Annotated in this window: 16 protein-coding genes and 1 riboswitch; of the genes, 7 read left to right on the plus strand and 9 right to left on the minus strand. The window is 74.9% G+C overall.

All coding sequences use genetic code 11. The features are described 5' to 3' along the window. Nucleotides 1-129 precede the first annotated feature (129 nt). The 5 genes from AMIR_RS35520 (at nucleotide 130) to hisG (ending at nucleotide 4,586) form a co-directional block, all read left to right on the plus strand. Nucleotides 130-840 carry a sugar phosphate isomerase/epimerase family protein gene (locus tag AMIR_RS35520; RefSeq protein WP_015801111.1) on the plus strand — a complete coding sequence of 237 codons (711 nt, stop codon included), beginning with the start codon at nucleotides 130-132 and terminating at the stop codon, nucleotides 838-840. 76 nt (nucleotides 841-916) lie between these two features. Next, a complete protein-coding gene (locus tag AMIR_RS11450; protein WP_015801112.1) occupies nucleotides 917-1,474 on the plus strand; it encodes a DUF4291 domain-containing protein in 558 nt (185 codons plus the stop codon). Nucleotides 1,475-1,597: 123 nt separating this feature from the next. Then, complete coding sequence (locus AMIR_RS11455) at nucleotides 1,598-2,746, plus strand: LLM class flavin-dependent oxidoreductase (RefSeq protein ID WP_015801113.1); 1,149 nt, start codon at nucleotides 1,598-1,600, stop codon at nucleotides 2,744-2,746. Next, the gene (locus AMIR_RS11460; RefSeq protein ID WP_015801114.1) at nucleotides 2,743-3,336 is read left to right on the plus strand and encodes an FMN reductase; all 594 of its coding nucleotides are present in this window, start codon (nucleotides 2,743-2,745) and stop codon (nucleotides 3,334-3,336) included. Before AMIR_RS11455 ends, AMIR_RS11460 begins: the two co-directional genes overlap by 4 nt. Before the next feature lie 386 nt (nucleotides 3,337-3,722). Further along, entirely contained in the window at nucleotides 3,723-4,586 is an 864-nt protein-coding gene (hisG, locus tag AMIR_RS11465; protein WP_015801115.1) for an ATP phosphoribosyltransferase, read from the plus strand. 351 nt (nucleotides 4,587-4,937) lie between these two features. Here the strand turns inward: hisG and AMIR_RS35525 are convergent, their stop codons facing one another. After that, nucleotides 4,938-7,376, minus strand: coding sequence for a putative bifunctional diguanylate cyclase/phosphodiesterase (locus tag AMIR_RS35525; RefSeq protein ID WP_143760700.1), 2,439 nt, complete (start codon nucleotides 7,374-7,376; stop codon nucleotides 4,938-4,940). 694 nt (nucleotides 7,377-8,070) lie between these two features. Between AMIR_RS35525 and AMIR_RS11475 the strand changes: the two genes are divergently transcribed. After that, nucleotides 8,071-8,562 carry an SRPBCC domain-containing protein gene (locus AMIR_RS11475; protein WP_015801117.1) on the plus strand — a complete coding sequence of 164 codons (492 nt, stop codon included), beginning with the start codon at nucleotides 8,071-8,073 and terminating at the stop codon, nucleotides 8,560-8,562. Nucleotides 8,563-8,721: 159 nt separating this feature from the next. Here the strand turns inward: AMIR_RS11475 and AMIR_RS11480 are convergent, their stop codons facing one another. From AMIR_RS11480 to AMIR_RS11515, 8 genes are all read right to left on the minus strand, one after another. Continuing rightward, nucleotides 8,722-9,309: a hypothetical protein gene (locus AMIR_RS11480; protein ID WP_015801118.1), complete on the minus strand. Its 588-nt coding sequence runs from the start codon at nucleotides 9,307-9,309 to the stop codon at nucleotides 8,722-8,724. A gap of 112 nt (nucleotides 9,310-9,421) precedes the next feature. Continuing rightward, nucleotides 9,422-10,207: an ECF transporter S component gene (locus AMIR_RS11485; protein WP_015801119.1), complete on the minus strand. Its 786-nt coding sequence runs from the start codon at nucleotides 10,205-10,207 to the stop codon at nucleotides 9,422-9,424. Then, nucleotides 10,204-11,811, minus strand: a complete 1,608-nt coding sequence (locus AMIR_RS11490; RefSeq protein WP_015801120.1) for an ABC transporter ATP-binding protein — start codon at nucleotides 11,809-11,811, stop codon at nucleotides 10,204-10,206. Before AMIR_RS11490 ends, AMIR_RS11485 begins: the two co-directional genes overlap by 4 nt. Continuing rightward, a complete protein-coding gene (locus tag AMIR_RS11495; RefSeq protein WP_015801121.1) occupies nucleotides 11,808-12,881 on the minus strand; it encodes a CbiQ family ECF transporter T component in 1,074 nt (357 codons plus the stop codon). The genes AMIR_RS11490 and AMIR_RS11495 overlap by 4 nt, the downstream gene beginning before the upstream one ends. A 121-nt stretch (nucleotides 12,882-13,002) precedes the next feature. Continuing rightward, nucleotides 13,003-13,872, minus strand: a complete 870-nt coding sequence (locus AMIR_RS11500) for a hypothetical protein (RefSeq protein WP_015801123.1) — start codon at nucleotides 13,870-13,872, stop codon at nucleotides 13,003-13,005. Continuing rightward, entirely contained in the window at nucleotides 13,869-15,158 is a 1,290-nt protein-coding gene (locus AMIR_RS11505; RefSeq protein WP_015801124.1) for a prenyltransferase/squalene oxidase repeat-containing protein, read from the minus strand. Before AMIR_RS11505 ends, AMIR_RS11500 begins: the two co-directional genes overlap by 4 nt. Nucleotides 15,159-15,227: 69 nt before the next feature. After that, a riboswitch (cobalamin riboswitch) is annotated at nucleotides 15,228-15,354 on the minus strand. A 123-nt stretch (nucleotides 15,355-15,477) separates the two neighbouring features. Further along, a complete protein-coding gene (locus tag AMIR_RS11510) occupies nucleotides 15,478-16,107 on the minus strand; it encodes a class I SAM-dependent DNA methyltransferase (RefSeq protein WP_015801125.1) in 630 nt (209 codons plus the stop codon). Nucleotides 16,108-16,145: 38 nt separating this feature from the next. Beyond that, nucleotides 16,146-16,550, minus strand: coding sequence for an ATP-binding protein (locus tag AMIR_RS11515; protein ID WP_015801126.1), 405 nt, complete (start codon nucleotides 16,548-16,550; stop codon nucleotides 16,146-16,148). Nucleotides 16,551-16,671: 121 nt separating this feature from the next. On the opposite strand from AMIR_RS11515, the gene AMIR_RS11520 reads away from it, so the two are divergent. Next, on the plus strand, nucleotides 16,672-17,841 hold the full coding sequence (locus tag AMIR_RS11520) for an ROK family transcriptional regulator (RefSeq protein WP_015801127.1): 1,170 nt from the start codon (nucleotides 16,672-16,674) through the stop codon (nucleotides 17,839-17,841). Nucleotides 17,842-18,189 lie beyond the last annotated feature (348 nt).

Below are 18,189 nucleotides of genomic sequence, written 5' to 3' on the forward strand. Positions count from 1 at the left end.
GGCATTCGAGGCCCCCGATCCCGGTGCGACGCCGGGGTCGGGGGCCTTGTTGCTCCGTTCGGCTTGATAACGACAGTCATGTTCAGTGAGGATGGCGGTGGTCAACCGGGTTGAGGACGAGGGGCGTGCATGATCACCGCTGGACTGGCTTCGGTCGGCTTCCCGGACAGACCGCTCGCGGAGGTCGTGGAGCTGGCGCTGGGCGCGAGGGCGGGCGCCGTCGCCTGGGGCGGCGACGTGCACGTCCCGGCGGGCGACCTGGTGGCGGCCGAGCGCGCGGCGGCGCTGAGCGAGGCGGCCGGGCTCGTCGTGGGGGTCTACGGGTCCGGGTACCGGGCCGGGTGCGACGACCCTGAGGAGTTCGCGGCCGTGCTGGACAGCGCGCAGTCCCTCGGCGCGCCTGGCGTGCTGGTGCGGGCCGGGGGCGTGGCCCCGTGGGAGGCGACGGTCGGGGCGTGGTCGTTCGTGGTGGCGGAGCTGCGCCGCTGCGTCCGGCTCGCGGCCGAGCGGGACCTGGTCGTGGTGGCCGAGCACAGCGCGACGAGCCTGTTCGGCACCCTGGAGTCCGCGCTGCGGCTCCTGGCGGCGGTGCCGGGGCTCGCGGCGCACTGGCGCGCGCTGGGCGGGTCGGGGGCGGTGCTGGCGGAGGTGTCGGCGCTGCTGCCGTCGCTGGTGGTGCTCTCCTGCGGGGCGGGCGATCCGGGCGCCTCGGCGGCGCTGGAGCTGCTCGCGCGGGACGGCGGCGCGCGGATGGCGCTGCTGGAACCGGCCTCCGGCGACGCGACGGCCGTCGTGCGGGACGGGCGGGCGCTGCTCGCCCTGCTGGAGCGGCGTTCCTGATCACCCGTCCGCTGTGGACGGTCGGGCGCGGAAACGCGCTCGCCCGCGTGGTCGCCCGCGTGCGAGGGTGGCCCGCGTGGCTCCGCAGCGCCAGATCCGCGCCGACTACGACGACTCGCACATCACCGTGTACCAGGCCTACTCGTCCGCGATCGCCGATCCGGCGCTGGCGGCGGGCCGCTTCGTGCCGCCGTTCTCGTTCGGGCGGATGACCTGGGTCAAACCCTCGTACCTGTGGCTGATGCACCGCAGCAACTGGGCGCGCAAGCCGGGACAGGAGCGGGTGCTGGCGGTGCGGATCACCCGCGCGGGGTGGGAGCGCGCGCTCGCCCAGGCGGTGCTGACCGGCTCGCCGGGGCTTGAGGGCGCGCGGGTGCACGTCCAGTGGGACCCGGAGCGGTCGCTGCGCGGGGCGGCGCTGAACCACTACAGCATCCAGGTCGGCGTCGGGCGGGACGTGGTCCGCGAGCTGGTGGACGAGTGGACCACCGGTGTCGCCGACCTGACCGGGCGCACCAGGAGGATCGCCGCCCTGCTCCAGGCCGGGCGCGCCGAGCAGGCCAGGCGGCTGCTGCCGCCCGAGCGCCCGTACCCGCTGCCTGTGGCCATCGCGACCAGGCTCGACGCCGGCTGACCCCGGTGGGGCGCACCCTCTCGCGGCGCGCGTCACCCCACCCTGGGGGTCCGGAATACCTCGCGCACCTGTACCGTTGGGACAAGTAGTTGAACTCGCAACTACCTGGATCGAGGAGCGGTCATGCAGTTCGGGGTCTTCACCGTCGGCGACGTGACTCCCGACCCCACCACGGGGCGGGTTCCCACCGAGGGCGAGCGGATCAAGGCGATGGTCGCCATCGCGCTCAAGGCCGAGGAGGTCGGGCTCGACGTCTTCGCCACCGGGGAGCACCACAACCCGCCGTTCGTGCCGTCCTCGCCCACCACCATGCTCGGCTACGTCGCGGCCCGGACCGAGAAGCTGATCCTGTCCACCGCGACCACGCTGATCACCACCAACGACCCGGTGAAGATCGCCGAGGACTACGCGATGCTCCAGCACCTGGCCGACGGCCGGGTGGACCTGATCATGGGGCGCGGCAACACCGGGCCCGTGTACCCGTGGTTCGGCAAGGACATCCGCGACGGCATCGAGCTGGCCATCGAGAACTACCACCTGCTGCGCAGGCTGTGGCGCGAGGACGTCGTCGACTGGGAGGGCAAGCACCGCACCCCGCTCCAGTCGTTCACCTCCACCCCGCGCCCGCTCGACGGCGTCCCGCCGTTCGTGTGGCACGGCTCGATCCGCAGCCCGGAGATCGCCGAGCAGGCCGCGTACTACGGGGACGGGTTCTTCGCGAACCACATCTTCTGGCCGAAGGAGCACTTCATGCGGTTGATCAACCTCTACCGCGCGCGCTTCGAGCACTACGGCCACGGCAAGGCCCACCAGGCCCCCGTCGGCCTCGGCGGCCAGGTGTTCATCCGGCCGAAGTCGCAGGACGCGGTGAACGAGTTCCGCCCGTACTTCGACAACGCCCCCGTGTACGGCCACGGCCCGTCGCTGGAGACGTTCACCGAGCAGACCCCGCTCACCGTGGGCAGCCCGCAGCAGGTCATCGACAAGACGCTGACCTTCCGCGAGCACTTCGGCGACTACCAGCGGCAGCTGTTCCTGGTCGACCACGCCGGGCTGCCGCTCAAGACCGTGCTGGAGCAGCTCGACCAGCTGGGCGAGATCGTGCCCGAGCTGCGCCGGGAGTTCGCGGCCAAGCGGCCCGCGGACGTGCCGGAGGCGCCCACGCACCAGAGCCTGCTGGCCGCGAAGACCGCCGCCGACAGCGCTGCGCGGTCCGCTGCCGCGTCCGCTGCTGTTCCCACCGTCGAGACCGGGAAGGAGAGCGTCCGATGACCCGCATCGCCGTGGTGTCGGCGGGCCTGGGCGAGCCGTCGTCCACGCACCTGCTGGCCGACCGCCTCGCCGCCGCCACGTCCGCCGCGCTCGCCGGCCCGGTCGTGACCACCACCGCGCACCTGCGCGACGTGGCCCGCGACGTCGCGGACAACCTGGTCACCGGCTTCGCCGGTCCGAAGTTGCGCGCGGTGATCGAGGACGTGGTCGGCGCGGACGCGCTGATCGCCGTGACGCCCACGTTCAACGCCTCGTACAGCGGCCTGTTCAAGTCGTTCGTGGACGTGCTGGAGCCGACCTCGCTGGCGGGCAAGCCGGTGCTGATCGGCGCGACCGGCGGCAGCGAGCGCCACTCGCTGGTCCTGGACCACGCGCTGCGCCCGCTGTTCGCCTACCTGAAGGCGGTCGTGCTGCCGACCGGCGTGTACGCGGCCTCGGCGGACTGGGGCGTGGGTTCCGGGCTGGTCGGGCGGATCGACCGCGCGGGGGCGGAGCTGGCGGACCTGCTGGCGGGCCGCGCCCCGGCCGCGCAGGCGGACCCGTACGCGGACGTCGTCCCGTTCGAGCGCCTGCTCGCCGGGGACCGCTGACCCCGGCCGGGCCGCCGCGGGACGGCAGGCCGGGGGCGCCCACCACCGCCCCCGGTCCCGCCCGCCGGTCGCCAGGAAAACCGGCTGACTCGCGCCCGCCCGCCGCTTAGGCTCTCCGGTGGAGCGGGCGGCGGGCGACGTCCGCCCCGCGTCCGCGCGAGCGCAAAGCGCGACCGGAAAACCCGGATGAATCACCCGCTCGCCCCGCGCGCGCCACTCCCCGCGCGCCCCGCGCCGCACCCGCTTTCTATTTGAATGCAATGCTCGGCTTTCCCTCTCGACCGGGTGAACGCCCCATGAACCCCCAGTGGGTCTCATTCCCCGAGGCACTCGTCCCGGTGTACCCGGAACAGGTGACCGTCACCCGGTGTGGCAGACTCCCGAGCATGGCTTCTCTCCGGTTTGCCCTGCCCAACAAGGGTTCGCTCAGCGAACCCGCCGCACGAATGCTCAGCGAGGCGGGGTACCGCGTGAGCAGGTCGGGGCGCGAGCTGATCGTCGCGGACAAGGCCAATGGCGTGCAGTTCTTTTTCCTGCGCCCGCGCGACATCGCGGTCTACGTCGGCGAGGGTTCGCTCGACGTCGGCATCACCGGCCGTGATCTCCTGCTCGATTCCACGATCGCCGCCGACGAAATCCTGCCGCTCGGGTTCGGGCGCGCCTCGTTCTACTTCGCCGGGGTGCCCGGCGCCATTTCCGACGTCTCGGAGCTGGCCGGCCGCCGGATCGCCACCAGCTACCCGAAGCTGGTCCGCAGGCACCTGGAGGACCAGGGCATCAAGGCCGACCTGGTCCGCCTGGACGGCGCGGTCGAGACCGCCGTCGAGCTGGGCGTGGCCGACGCCATCGCGGACGTGGTCGAGACCGGCATCACCCTCAAGACCTCGGGCCTGGCCACGTTCGGCGACCCGATCCTGCGCTCGGAGGCCGTGCTGATCCAGCGCGACGCCACGCGCGTCGACGCGGAGACCGCCGAGGCCGTCGAGGTGCTGGTGCGCAGGCTCAAGGGCGTGCTGATCGCCCGCAGCTACGTGATCCTGGACTTCGACTGCCCGACCAGCGCGCAGGAGGAGGCGTTCAAGCTGGTCCCCGGCATCGAGGCCCCCACGGTCTCGCCACTGGCCCGCGAGGGCTGGGTGGCGGTCCGCTCGCTCGTGCCGAGGCACGACGCGCCCAAGATCATGGACCAGCTGTGGAACGTCGGCGCCCGCGCCATCCTGGTCAGCTCTTTGGACACCTGCCGCATCTAGGCCCCGAGCGGGAAGCCACCGGACCGCCCGCTCCCGCACGGGAGCGGGCGGTCCGCCGCTGTTCGGGGGGAGGCTCGCTGATGTCCTTGCCGAGCTGCCCGTAGCCGGGCCCGGTGGTGAACGGGCCGCTCACCGGTCGCTCGCCACCGCCATGCCCCCGCCGCGCCCCACCGCAGGCCGGGGCGGTTCCGGGCTGGACACCCCCGGAGTCGTCATCCTGGAGTCGTCACCCCAGTGCGCGTCCGGTCGCCGCGTCCAGTTGCCGCGTCCAGTTGCCCGGCAACCTCTAGGTCGCCGCGCCAGCCACCGACATCACGCCAGCGGCCCAACGGGGCCGTCACCGCACCCCCGTCACCGCACCCGCTTCGGGAACAGCGGCCCGGCCCCGGTCTCCGCGCCCACCTCGCGCCACCACCGGCTCCGCTCGGCCGTGGTCAGCCCGTCGACGGACACCTCCACCCCCGCCTCCCTGAGCACCCCGAGCAGCTCGGTCAGCGCCTTCACCGCGCTCGGGTGCGTCACCTCCAGCCCGGCGCGCACCCGGACCGCCCGCACCGGGAACGCTTCCAGCGCGGCCAGCTCGCCCGGTGCCACCGGGAAGTCGTCGACCTCCGCGCCCACGCCCGCGTCGGCGAGCACCCGCAGGTTGTCCGCGGCCTCGTCCCGCTCGAACAGCACCCGCGCGGGCACCGCGACCCGCAGCAGCCGCCGAGGCAGCCCGGTCTCCTCCAGCGCCCGCAGCGCCGACCCCACCAGGTCCTGGTCCGCGGCCTGCTCACCGCTGAGCGCCACCCGCACCGGCAGCTCCGCCCCGTCCCGCGCCCACTCGGCGGCCCGCTCGCACGCCGCCCGCAGCACCAGCGCCCCCAGCGGCACCGCGAACCCGGTCTCCTCGGCCAACCGCGCGCACCGGCCGTGCGGCAGCACCCCGAGCACCGGGTGCCGCCACCGCAGCACCGCCTCGGCCGCCACCACCTCCGCGTCCGCCAACCGCACCACCGGCCGGTACCGGACCTCCAGCTCCCCGCGCCGCCACGCGCCGGGCATGGTCGCCGCGAGGGTGAAGTCCCGCCGGTCCACGCCGTCGAGCTCCGGATCGGCCAGCGCCCACTGCCTGCTGCCCAGCCCGCGCGCCCGCCGCAGCGCGAGGTCGGCCGCCTCCAGCAGCTCGGCGGGCGGGGTCCCCGGCGCGGGCCGGTGCACCACCCCGATCGTGGCGGACAGCGCGATCTCCTGCCCCGCCACCTCCAGCGGTTCCCCGAGCCGCTCGTTGATCCGCCGCACCGTGGTCACCACGTCCGGCGTGCCCGCGACGTTCTCCACGAGCACCGCGAACTCGTCCGCCCCGAACCGCGCGATCATCGCGTTCTCGCCGGGCACCGCCTCGAACAGCCGGGACGCGGCGGTCTTGAGCACGTGGTCACCGACCGCCCGGCCGAGCCCGCCGTTGATCCGGGAGAACCCGTCCAGGTCCAGGTGGTAGACGGTGACGCCGGTCGCCGGGTCGGCCGTGCGCAGCGCCCGCTCCAACCTGCTGGTGAAGTACTGCCGGTTCGGCAGCCAGGTCAGCACGTCGTGCAGCGACTGGTGGTTGAGCTGCCCCTGGAGCAGGCTCACGTCGGTCCGGTCCTCCACGACCACCACCGCGTAGGGCTCCCGACCGGGTGGCCGCAGCGGCGCGGTGGTCAGCGCGGCCCACGCGACCTCGCCGTCCGGGCGGACCAGCCTGCGCTGCCCGGACAGCGCCGACGTGCCGCCGCAGGCCAGGCCCGCCAGGTCGGCCACGACCACGCCCCGGTCCGCCGGGTGCACGAGTTCGAGCAGGTCGACGCCGGTCAGCGTGCCGTGGGCGCGGTTGAGGATGTCCGCGAGCGCGTCGTTGGCCTCCAGGACGCTGCCCTCGAACGTCACCGAGGCCACCCCGATCCGGGCGGCCTCCTCCACGATCCTGGCCTTCGCCGCGAGCAGCACCGACTCGGCCACCGGGGGTCCGGCCGCCGGGCCGCGGGGGAGGTCGTCGTCGGGCGGGGCGGCGCCGGTGCGGTCCGGCCCGGCGGACGAGGCGCTGTCGACCGGGTGGTGGTCGGGCGCGTCGGGAGCGGTCCTCGCGCCGGTCGGCGGCTCGCCCCCGGCCTCGGCGTCGCTCAGGTCGTCGACGTCGTCGTCGGCGGGCGAGCAGTGGTGCGGCTCCTGGTCTGTGTCGTCCTCGTCCGGGTCCTCCGGCGCGGCGGGCGCGGGCGGTGCGGTGGGCGGCCCGTCGACCGGGACCCGGACCGCCGTGCCGCGCGGGGTCGCCAGGGGGACGCTCTCCCTGCGGGGCCTCGGGGTGCGCGCGGACCTCGCCGCGCCGTGCGCCACCGCCTGCTCGGCGAACCCGGCGGCGAGCGCCGCCAGCACCGAGGGGACGCGGCTGCCGACCGCCGACAGGGTCGCCAGCCCCGGTAACCCGGTGCTCAGCAGCTCCAGCGTCACCCGCAGCGCCTCGGGGTTCTCGGTCAGCTCCGCGAGCACGCCGCCCGTGGTCCGGCCCGCCGCGACGGCCAGGTCCGCGCTGCCCCGCGCCACGCCCGGCCCCGCGCCGTCCGGGTCGTCCTCGACGTCGTCCTCGTCCCCGTCGCCGATGCCCAGCGCGCCCGCGCACAGCCGCTCGACCTCGCCGAGCAGCGCCCGCTCCAGCACCTGCCCCGGAACCCTGCCGCCCGAGTGCCCGGCCAGAAGCCCCGCCCACGTCCCAGCCAGCTCCGCGCGCTCGCGGAGCGCTTCCGCCTCCCGGGAAAGCGGAACGGTCATGTCACCCTCTCCGGTGGCTCTGCGTTCGGTGCGTTCGGTCTTCACGTCCGCGCGCGCCGGAACGTCCGGCGCGCGCGTGCCCACGAGGTGCTCCGGCGGCTGCGCCGATCAGGGCCCGTCCACCGGTCGTTCATCACAGCTTGCGCGACAGGGCTAATAGCGCCTTCGACCGAGTGGTGGACAGGAACCCGGATCATCCAACCGCCTGTCACCTCACCGCGCCAGTAGATCCTACAAATTAACTCGATCGTGGCAGCGGCTTCACGCGCGACACGCCCTTAGGGTTCCCTTTAACCCCTGCTGAACGTGGCCTGGCCGGTGTTCCGGGGTCCGCCGTGAACGCTTCCGGAACGCGAGGTGACGCGGCGTGGAGTGACGCTCCGCAGTCGCGGGCTACACCGCAGAGCTGCGGAAACACTCCTTCGGATCAATCGGTGCTCAATGCTGATCACGGCTGGGCGGCGCGCCTTGAAATGGGACAACACGGGCGCTGCTGACGTTCGGCGGATATTTGACCGGGGGGCGACCTGGGATGATCCGGCCGAATCCCGGTTTCCCGGCCGGGGGTGGCCGGGTGGAAAACGGCGGCCGGTTCGATTGGCGACCCCGGTCAATTCCTGACCACGTGGAAAACGGCTTGTCCGGAGTTCGCGGGCGCCGCTCGCTGTCGGACTCCGCTGCTAGCGTCGCGCGCATGACGACGACCCGCGTGCAGCGCACCGTCCGAGCCCCACGAGCAGCCGTGTACCGGGCGCTGCTCGACGGCGAGGCGGTGGGCCGCTGGATGGTCCCCAACGGCATGAGCAGCGAGGTGCGGGCCTTCGACGCCAGGGAGGGCGGCGAGTTCCGGATCAGCCTCACCTACGACGACCCGAGCACGACGGCGGGCAAGACCAGCGACCGGGTGGACAGCTACGGCGGTCGCTTCACGCGGCTGGTCCAGGACACCGAGGTGGTCCAGGTGGTCGAGTTCGACACCGACGACCCGGACACGGCGGGGGAGATGGTGCTGACGTTCACGCTGGTGGACGTCGAGGGCGGCACGCAGGTCACCGGCGTGCACGAGAACGTGCCGCCGAGCGTGCGGCCTGAGGACAACGAGCACGGCTGGACGATGTCGCTGGGCAAGCTCGCGGCGCTCGTGGAGGAGCGGGAGCAGGAGCGGCAGCAACGGGGCAACGCCTAGCGGAGGGGAGCGCCTGGCGGAGGGGAGCGCCCGGCCGGAGCCCGCCGGGTAAGAGCCCGGATGAGGGGAGCGCCCCGCAGGGGAAGGGCCCGGCCTGGGAAGGGCTGGGCCGGAGGTGGGCCGCCGGAGTCCCGGCGGCCCGCCCGCGTCAGGCCGGGGTCACTCGCCCGCGCCGCACAGCCACTCGTAGAACTCCTCGCCGCCGGGCACCTCGCCCTGGTGGCGGACCACCCACAGCAGGGCGGCCTCGCTCTCGCCGTACTGGTCGAACTGCTCGCCCTGCGCCACGACCACGACGGTGTTCTCGCCGCGCCGCCACAGCGCGTGCTGCCAGCCCAGCTCCTCGTCGTGCCCGCCGGTGCGCTCGGGCTCGCCCAGCACGGCGGTCAGCGCGGCCACGCCCTCGGCGTAGCGGGCGGTGAAGTCGGCGCGGGAGGCGTCCTCGGTGAGCTGCCAGCCCTCCGGCCAGTCGCCCTCCGGGACGTCCTCGGGGTCGGGGGCGAACCAGGCGAAGTCCAGGGAGGCGCTGGTCAGGGCCGTCTCGTCGGCGCCGAACCGGACCGGGCCCTCGGGCAGGTCGAACCGGTACTCCAGCTCCTCGAACACCTGGTGCGAGAGCGCGACCCCGCCGGGCAGCTCCCAGCCGGTGTTCGACCACGCGTCGTCCAGGTCGCCCCACGGGGTGTCCGCCAGTGCCAGGACGCGTCCGATCGCTTGCTCGTCCAGAGGACGCCACGCCAGTGCCATGCGGCAACGGTAGTGGGCGCGTCCCGACGCTCCGCCAACCGGGTGGGTGATCAAGACGGGCCCGACCGGCGGGCGCGCCTGCCGGTGCGAGCCGCCCGCCGCCTGCGACCGGTCAGCGGGTGAACGCGGCTCTGCGGGCCGCCCTGCGCATCGTGCGCAGCAGCACCGGGCCGGTGGTCGCCACGAGCAGGGCCGTGGTGATCGCCCGCCCCACGTCCCAGCCCAGCGACGTGGCCAGGCTGAACAGCGCCAGCCTGGTCAGGTTCGACCACACCGGCTCGCCCGGCTGGAACGACAGGTCGCTGTGCGCGCCCAGCGCGAACGGCCAGAACGACAGGTTCAGCAGCAGCCCGTACCCGAGCCCGGCCACCGCCCCGTACGCGGACAGCACCAGCAGCTCCCGCCACCCCCGGCAGCGCGGCAGCAGCCCCGCGCCGAGGCCCACCCAGGCCGCGCCGATCATCTGGTACGGCAGCCACGGCCCCACCCCGCCGGTCAGCAGCGCCGACGCGAACAGGGTCGTGCTGCCCAGCACGAAGCCGAAACCGGGGCCGAACACCCGCCCGCCCAGCACCAGCAGGAAGAACACCGTCTCCACGCCCGCCGTGCCCGCCCCCAGCGGTCGCACCGCCGCGCCCAGCGCGGACAGCACGCCCAGCACGGCGACCGCCTTCGAGTCCAGGCCGCCCTCGCTCAGCTCGGCCAGCACCACCGCGATCACCAGCGGCAGCAGCAGGGCGAACAGCCATGGCGCGTCCGTCGAGCGCGCGATCCCGGCGCCCGGTTCCACGAGCAGCGGCCAGCCGAACGCGATCAGGCTGATCGCGCCCGCCACCAGCAGCGACGCGGCTGCCCTCGGGCCGATCCGGACCGGCGTCCTGCTCACCGCAGCGCTCACCGCAGCGCCCCCTCGACCTGCTCCACCGTGAGCCACCGGCCGGGCGCGAGGACCTTCGACACCTGCGGCGCGAACACCGGGGACGAGGTCACCACCTCCGGCGTCGGGCCGTCCGCCACCACCTCGCCGCCCGCCAGCACCACCACCCTGGTCGCGCACTCGGCCGCGAACTCCACGTCGTGCGTCGCCAGCAACACTGCCGCCCCGCGCCCCGACAGCCCGCGCAGCACCTCGACCAGCCGCCGCTTCGCCGTCACGTCCAGGCCCCTGGTCGGCTCGTCCAGCAGCACCGCGCGCGGCTCGGCGGTCAGCGCGATCGCCAGCACCAGCGCCAGGCGCTGCCCCTCCGACAGGTCGCGCGGGTGCGCCCCGGCGGGCACGCCAGGCGCCAGGCCGTCCAGCAGCGCGCGGCACGTCCCCGGCCCGCGGCCCGACTCGTGGTCCGCCTGGGCGCACTCGGCGGCCACGTCGTGCAGGTACAGCAGGTCGGCGGGCTGCTGCGGCACCAGCCCGACCAGCTCCCGGCGCGCTCCGGGCTTCAGGTCCGCAGGGTCGGCCTCGCCGTCCGCGCCGAGCACCAGCACCTTCCCCGCCGCCCGGCTCCCGCTGCCCTGCACCGCCCACAGCAGGCTCGACTTGCCCGACCCGTTGCGACCCATCAGCGCCACCCGCTCACCCGCGCGGACCGCCAGGTCCACCCCGCGCACCGCGTCCACCCCCGGATACCCGACCCGGACGCCCTCGGCGCGCAGGACGGGCGGACCGCCCACCGGCGCGTCCTCGGGCGGCGCCACCCCGGCCAGCCGCTCGCGCAGCCCACCCGCGGCCCGCCGGGCGTCGCGCACCGACACCGGGACCGGCGACCACCCGGCCAGCGCGCCCAGCCGCACCACCGGCGGCGCGACCGCCGACCCGGCCAGCACCTCGGCGGGCGGGCCCGCGCTCACCCGGCCGTCCCGCACCAGCACCACCCGGTCCGCGTACTGCGCCACCCGCTCCAGCCGGTGCTCGGCGACCAGCACCGTCATGCCCAGGTCGTGCACCAGCCGCAGCAGCGCCGCCAGCACGTCCTCGGCCGCGCCGGGGTCCAGCGCCGACGTCGGCTCGTCCAGCACCAGCGCGCTCGGGTGCGCGGTCAGCGCCGCCCCGATCGCCACCCGCTGCTGCTGCCCGCCGGACAGCGCCGACAGCGGGCGGTCGCGCAGGTCGGCCAGGCCCAGCAGGTCCAGGGTCTCCTCGACGCGCTTGCGCATCACCGGGTTCGGCAGGGCCAGCGACTCCATCGAGTAGGCCAGCTCCTCCTCCACCGAGTCGGTCACGAACCCCGACCACGGGTCCTGCGCCACCAGGCCGACCACGTCCGCCAGCTCGCGCGGCGGGTGGTCGCGGGTGTCCCGGCCCGCCACCAGCACCCGGCCGGTCAGCTCGCCGCCGCTGAAGTGCGGGACCAGGCCGTTCGCGGCGCGCAGCAGCGTCGACTTGCCCGACCCGGTCCGGCCCACGACCAGGCACAGCTCGCCCTCCGGCACCACCAGGTCCACGTCGGACAGGACGGGCGCGGGCGCGTCCGGGTAGGTGATCGACACCTGCTCGAAGCGGATCACGACGACCTCCGTTCCGGCGGCGCGGGCGCCACCACCAGCGGCAGCAGGGCGACCAGCGCGCCCGCGACGGGCAGCAGCGGCAGCACCGGGGCGGACAGCGGGGTCACCTGCACGGCCAGGGCCTTGGCAGGACCGGCGAACGCGCACACCGCCGCGACCAGCCCCGATCCGGTCACGAGCAGCTCGCGGGCGCGCCAGCGGTCCGGCCGGTAGCGGGTGCGGCGGACCCGGCGCGACCCCAGCGCCAGCCCGCCCGAGGCCAGCGCGACGCCGACCGCGAGCGCGCCCGCGCCGAGCGGGACCGGGGTGTCCGCGCCGAGCAGCCCGTACGCGCCCACGCACAGGCCGACCAGCCCGCCCAGCACGAGCGCGCCGGTCACCAGCCGCTCCCGGCGCGAGAGCCCGGCCTGCCTGCCGTACCCGCGCGAGTCCATCGCCGCCGCCAGCACCAGCGACCGCTCGAACGCCTCCTCCAGCACCGGGACGAGCAGCGAGCGCACCACCCGCCTGCCGCGCGGGGCGTCACCGCGCAGCAACCGCGCCCGGCGCACCGAGCGCGCGCTCGCCACCAGCTGCGGGGCCACGGTCAGCGCCACCACGACGGCCACGCTCACCTCGTACAGGGCTGCGGGGAGCGAGCGGAGCAGGCGCTTCGGGTCGGCGAGCGCGTTCGCCGCGCCCACGCAGGCCAGCAGCACCGCGAGCTGGAGGCCCTGGCACAGCGCCAGCACCAGGCCCTCGGCGGTGACCGGGCCGCCGAGGCGGACGCCCTGCGCCCAGGCGGGGAGGGGGACCTCGGGGAGCGCGAGCAGCACGGTCGGGCCCTGGACGCCGCCGAGCAGCACGTGGAACAGGACCCGGATGGCCAGGACGACCAGGCCGAACTTGAGGAACGCGCCGTACGCGGACGGGCCGGTGTCGCGCCGCGCGCACCCGGCGACCACGACCCCGGCGGTGGCCAGGAGGGTGGTGAGGAGGAGGGGGTTGGTGGCGCGGGTCGCGGCGGCGGCCAGGGCCAGCGCCCACAGCCACCACGCGCCGGGGTGCAGGCGGCGGGGTGGAGCGGTCACCCGGCGGCTCCGGGGGCTCCGGAGGTGCGGCGGCTGGTCACGCGGCTGGTCACGTGGCTGGTCACGCGGTTGGTCACACGGCTGGTCACGTGGCTGGTCACGCGGTTGGTCACGTGGCTGGTCACGTGGTTGCTCGGCGGCGGGCGGTCCACGCGCCCAGACCGGCCAGCGCGGCGATCAGGAGCACCCCGGCCGGCCAGCCCGCGGTGCCACCGGTGGGGGTGTCGGTGGCCTGCGCGGCGGGGACCGGGGTGGGTGGGGCGTCCGTCGGGGAGGTGGGTGGGGGAGTGGGGCTCTCCGAGGGGGCTGCGCTCTCGGAGGGGATGGCGCTCTCGGAGCCGGCCGGTGCGGAGGACTCCGAGGCGGGGGCGCCGGGCGCCGGGGTGCCGGGTGCGGGGGGTGCGGCGTTGGTGCCGCCCTGGGAGCCCGGTTGCGCGGTGGGGGGCGCGGGTTGGGGGAGCTGCGGCTGTGGTGGGGCCGGTTGCTGGGGCTGGGGCTGGGGCTGGGGCTGGGGTTGCGGCTGCGGCTGCGGGGCCGGGGGTGCGGGTGGGGCGAGCGCGGGTGGGCTGCCCGCGCCGAACGACCAGCCCTCCACGCTGCCCGGAGCCGGGTTGTAGGAGCCCGCGCCCGAGGAGCTGTAGGTCCAGGAGCCGCCCGCCGGGGCGTGCCAGTACGACCAGTAGGCCGACGCGGGAGCGCCGTTGCACGGGGTGGGCAGCGCGGAGATCTGGCAGACCAGGCCCGGTTGGCGGGGCACGTAGGCGTGCGGGAAACCGGCGGAGTTCAGCGCGGCGATCCCGCTGGTCGGGTCGCCCGGCGCGCAGCCGGTGCGGACACCGCCCAGCGCGCCGAAGTCGACCACCACGGTCACGCCGTCGCACGCGGCGGCCGACGCGGGCGTCGGGACCAGCGCGGTCCACAGCAGGGCCAGCGCCGCGGCCAGGCCGGCGTCGAGCCGACGGGGCGAGCGCCGTGCCGCCGCCCCGGTCACCGGGTGCGCCTGCGCGACACCACCAGCGCCAGCGCGCCCGACACCAGCATCAGCGCGCCGATCGCCAGCACCGGCGCGATGTTCGCGCCCGTGTTCGCCAGCGCCACCGTCTGCCTCCCGGTCACCACCACGGCCGCCGGGGACGTGGTGGTGGTCGGCGCGGTCGCGGCGGGCGTGGAGGCGTTGGAGGTGGTGGTCGGCGCGGTGGTCGAGGTGGTCGTGGTGGTGGTCGGGCCGGTGGTGGTCGTCGGGGGCTGCGCGTCGCACTTCAGGGTCGGCGCGTCCGCGTTGTCGGAGGTCTTGAGCGTGGTCAGGCCGACGCCCGCGACGCCCAGCACGGCCTGCGCCGTCGCGCGCGTCGCGGTGGACGCGTCGAAACCGGTGGAGTCGTACGCGATCGCGCCCCGGTTCGCCTCGACGCCGGAGCAGGCCACCTGGAGGCCGGTCAGGAACGCCACCGCCTTGTCGGCCGCCGCCGCGCGACCGCCCACGCGCAGCGCCTGCGCGGCCAGGCCGGTGCTGTTCGCGTTCGGCTTCGGGGCCGGGCTGAGGTCCGCGAAACCGCCGTTCGCGTCCTGCGCGGAAGTCAGCCAGTCCAGGGCCTTCCCGGCCTCGGTGGACTTGCCCGCCGCGAGCAGCGCCTGCACCGCGTACCCGGTGGTGTCCACGTCCGGCTCGCAGGTGGCCTGCTCCAGCTTCTGCGGGAACCCGCCGCCCGCGCACGCCTGGCCCACCAGGTAGTCCACCGCCGCCTGCGGCGCGGAGCCGTGGCGCTCCAGCGCGATCACGGCCAGGGACTGGGTGATGCCGTTGCTGAAGTCGCCGAACTGCGACTGGTCGCTGAACCGGCCGGACGGGGCCTGCCGCGCGAGCAGCCGGGTGATCAGGTCGACCCCGCCGAACGCGGCCGGGTCGACGCCCTGGACCTGGGCGAGCAGCGCGACCTTGGCGTGCGCGCCCGCGTACGACTCGGTGGTCCCGTCGCCGAGGTACTGCGGCAGGTTCTCCGGCTTCGCCAGCCACGCGGTGGCCCTGGCCCCGCTGTCCCGCCCGACCCCGGCCGCCGCGAACGCGAGCACCGCGTCCGCCGTCAGACCGTGGTCGGGGTAGGCGACCCCGTCGAAGGTGGTCTCCAGGTGGTCGCCGCCGACGAGCTGCCTGGACAACCAGCCGCCCGCCGCCCCGCCGGGGGAGGTGGTCGGCTCGGCCTGCGCGGGCAGCGCGGGGGCCAGGAGCCCGGTGACGATCAGCGCGGCGATGCCCGCCGCGGCACGGCCATGACGCATGTGGCGCCTCTTTCAGTGGCGAGGCGCGGGTAACCCGAAGGGCCCGACCCGCAGTCCTCGACGGGTGGCGTGGCTTGTCCACGTCCGCCGGGTGTTCGGGCTCGACGTCCTCGGGACGCCCTACCGTTGCGGGTCAGCGCCGGCATTCGACCGGCTTCCCCCAGCGCACGCGCGGATCAGAGTACGCCCCGGAACCGCGGGGAGGACCAGCGAACGGCCCCATCCAGCGGGAACACGCAGGAGGGGGTGGGGGAGGGTGGAGTGGGGGAGTGCGGGAGGGCTTCGGGAGGAGTGCGGGAGGAGTGCGGGGGAGGGTGGGCTAGGGCTTCCTGGCGATCAGGCAGGCCTGCGGGCCCTTCTCGGCGCCGTGCGGGGCCCTGACCAGCCGTGCGACCTCGGTGAGGCCCGCTGCGGCGATCGCGTCGGCGACCGAGTCGACGGGGTGCCAGTGCACCTCGAGGTCCACGTCGTGCCCGTACGCGTGGGTCAGCGGGGTGACCCGGTCGCCCTCCTTGAAGGCGGTCATCAGGTGCCCGCCGGGCTTCAGGACCCGCGCGAGTTCGGTGAACACGGCGGGCAGCTCGGAGGTCGGCGCGTGCACGGTCGAGTACCAGGCCACGACCCCGCCCAGGGCGTCGTCCGGCACGGCCAGCTCGCGCATCGTGCCGACCTCGAACCGCAGGTCGGGGTGCTCGTGGCGGGCCACCTCGACCATGCCGGGGGACAGGTCGACCCCGGAGACGTCGACGCCCAGACCGGCCAGGTGCGCGGTGATCAGGCCCGTCCCGCAGCCCACCTCAAGGACCGGGCCGTCGACCAGCTCGGCGAACGCGGCGAGGACGGCGCGGTCGAAGGGCATCCGGGGCAGGGCGGTGCTGACCAGTCGCTGGTAGGACTCGGCGACGGTGTCGTACGAGGCGCGGGTGGCCTCCGAGCGCGGGTCGGTCACGGGCGTGGACCCTAGCGGGTGAGGCGGGTCCCGGTGGGTCAGGCGCCCGGTCGGTTCACGGCGACCTCGGCCCAGACGGTCTTGCTGGTCGGGCCCTGCACCACGCCCCACAGGGTCGCCAGCCGGTTCACCAGCAGCAGGCCGCGTCCGCTCGGCTGGAGCGGTTCGAAGCGGCTCAGCACGGGCAGCAGTTGCGGGCTGGCGTCCTCCACCTCGACCCTGATCACGTCACGGACCAGGCGGAGGCGGAAGTGGCGGGGGGCCACCGCGTGTCTGAACGCGTTGCTGAGGAGGGCGTTGCCGACGAGCTGGGTGTCGACGGCGTCCGCCACTCCCAGCCCGGCGAGCGTCGCCGAGGTCCACTTCCGCATCCGCGCCAGCGGCGGGTCGTCGCCGTGCAGGACGACGTCGATCCGCTCACCGCGAAGCTCCACGATCCGCACTCGCAAGTCCTCCGGGAAAATCGCCCGACAAGGCGACGGGGTACCCCCGTTGGCACGAGTCAAACACCACGCCCGGTCCACCAGTGGAGGTGGGGGGCTCTGAACGGGGGAATCGCAGGTCATGGCTCCTACACCGGTCAACCGGTCCCGGCTGCTCGCGCTGCTGCGCGACGAGGGGCCGCTGTCGAGGGTCGCGCTGGGGGAGCGGTTGGGAGTGCCCAGGGCGGCGCTGTCGGCTGAGCTGGGGAGGTTGGGGGAGGTGGGGCTGGTCGAGGAGGGCGGGCCTGCGGCGAGTCGGGGTGGGCGGCGGTCGGTGCTGGTGCGGCTGGCCGCCGAGTTGCGGGTGCTGGCGGTGGCGGTGGGGGCCACGTCGGTGACGGTGGCGGTTGCGGACGGGCGGTGCGAGGTGTTGGCGCGGGTCACTGAGGAGAGTGACGTGCGTGACGGGCCCGTGGTGGTGCTGGAGCGGGTGGTGCGGCTGGCGGCCAGGGTTCGGGAGCTGGCGCCGGGGAGGGTGGTCGCGGCGGGGGTCGGGCTGCCGGGACCGGTGAGCTTCCGGGACGGGGTGCCGGTGGCGCCGCCGATCATGCCGGGGTGGGACCGGTATCCGGTTCGGGATGAGCTGGCGGCGCGGTGGGGGTGTCCGGTCGCGGTGGACAACGACGTGAACGCGATGGCGCTCGGGGAGCGGCACGCTGGGGTGGCGCGGTCGTTGGAGGACTTGCTGTTCGTGAAGGTGGGGACGGGGGTGGGGTGCGGGATCGTGCTCGGGGGGCGGGTGTACCGGGGGGTTGCGGGGGCTGCGGGGGACATCGGGCACATCCGGTTGGAGGAGGACGGGCCGGTGTGCGCCTGTGGGGGGACCGGGTGCTTGGAGGCCTGGTTCAGCGGGGCCGCGCTGGCTCGGGACGCGGTGGGGTTGGCGCGGAGCGGGAGGTCGCCGTTGCTGGCGGCCGGGTTGGCCGAGCGTGGGGGGTTGACGGCTCGGGATGTGGGGGTTGCGGCGTCGGCTGGGGATTACGCGGCTGCCGGGTTGGTGCGGGACGGGGGGAGGAGGTTGGGGCAGGTCGTGGCGTCGTTGGTGAGCTTCTTGAACCCGGGGATGGTGGTCATCGGGGGTGGGGTTTCGGGGCTTGGGCATTCGTTGTTGGCGGAGGTGAGGGGGGTGGTGCATCGGCGGTCGTTGCCGTTGGCGACGGGGAACCTGCCGATCGTGCTGTCGGAGTTGGGGGATGAGGCCGGGGTGGTTGGGGCGGCTTGGACCGCGACTGAGCGGGTTTTTGCGGTGTGAGGGGTAGCCGGGCGGGGGAGTGCGCGCCACACGCCACACGCCAAGAGCTACAAGTCAAGATCAAGAGCTGAAGGGCACGCCTCGCCGGCGGGGCAGACCTCCAAAAAAGAGGGACACGGGCTCTGTCGGCCGGTGACCGTTGGTCCTGTGGTCCCGTTTACCACTGCGGTGGGCGGGGTCCCTCTTCTCCGTTTGGCCTCCTTTCAGGCAAGCACGCTCGTCAAGACGCCGTATGACTCGGGCGGTCTGCCGTGGCAGTGCGGCGGCATCTTGACAAGCGTGCTCGGGCTTCGCCAGGCCAAACGGAGAAGAGGGACGCGGGAATGGGGCTGCGTGGGCTCGCTGCGC

This window comes from Actinosynnema mirum DSM 43827 (assembly GCF_000023245.1).
Classification (GTDB): domain Bacteria; phylum Actinomycetota; class Actinomycetes; order Mycobacteriales; family Pseudonocardiaceae; genus Actinosynnema; species Actinosynnema mirum.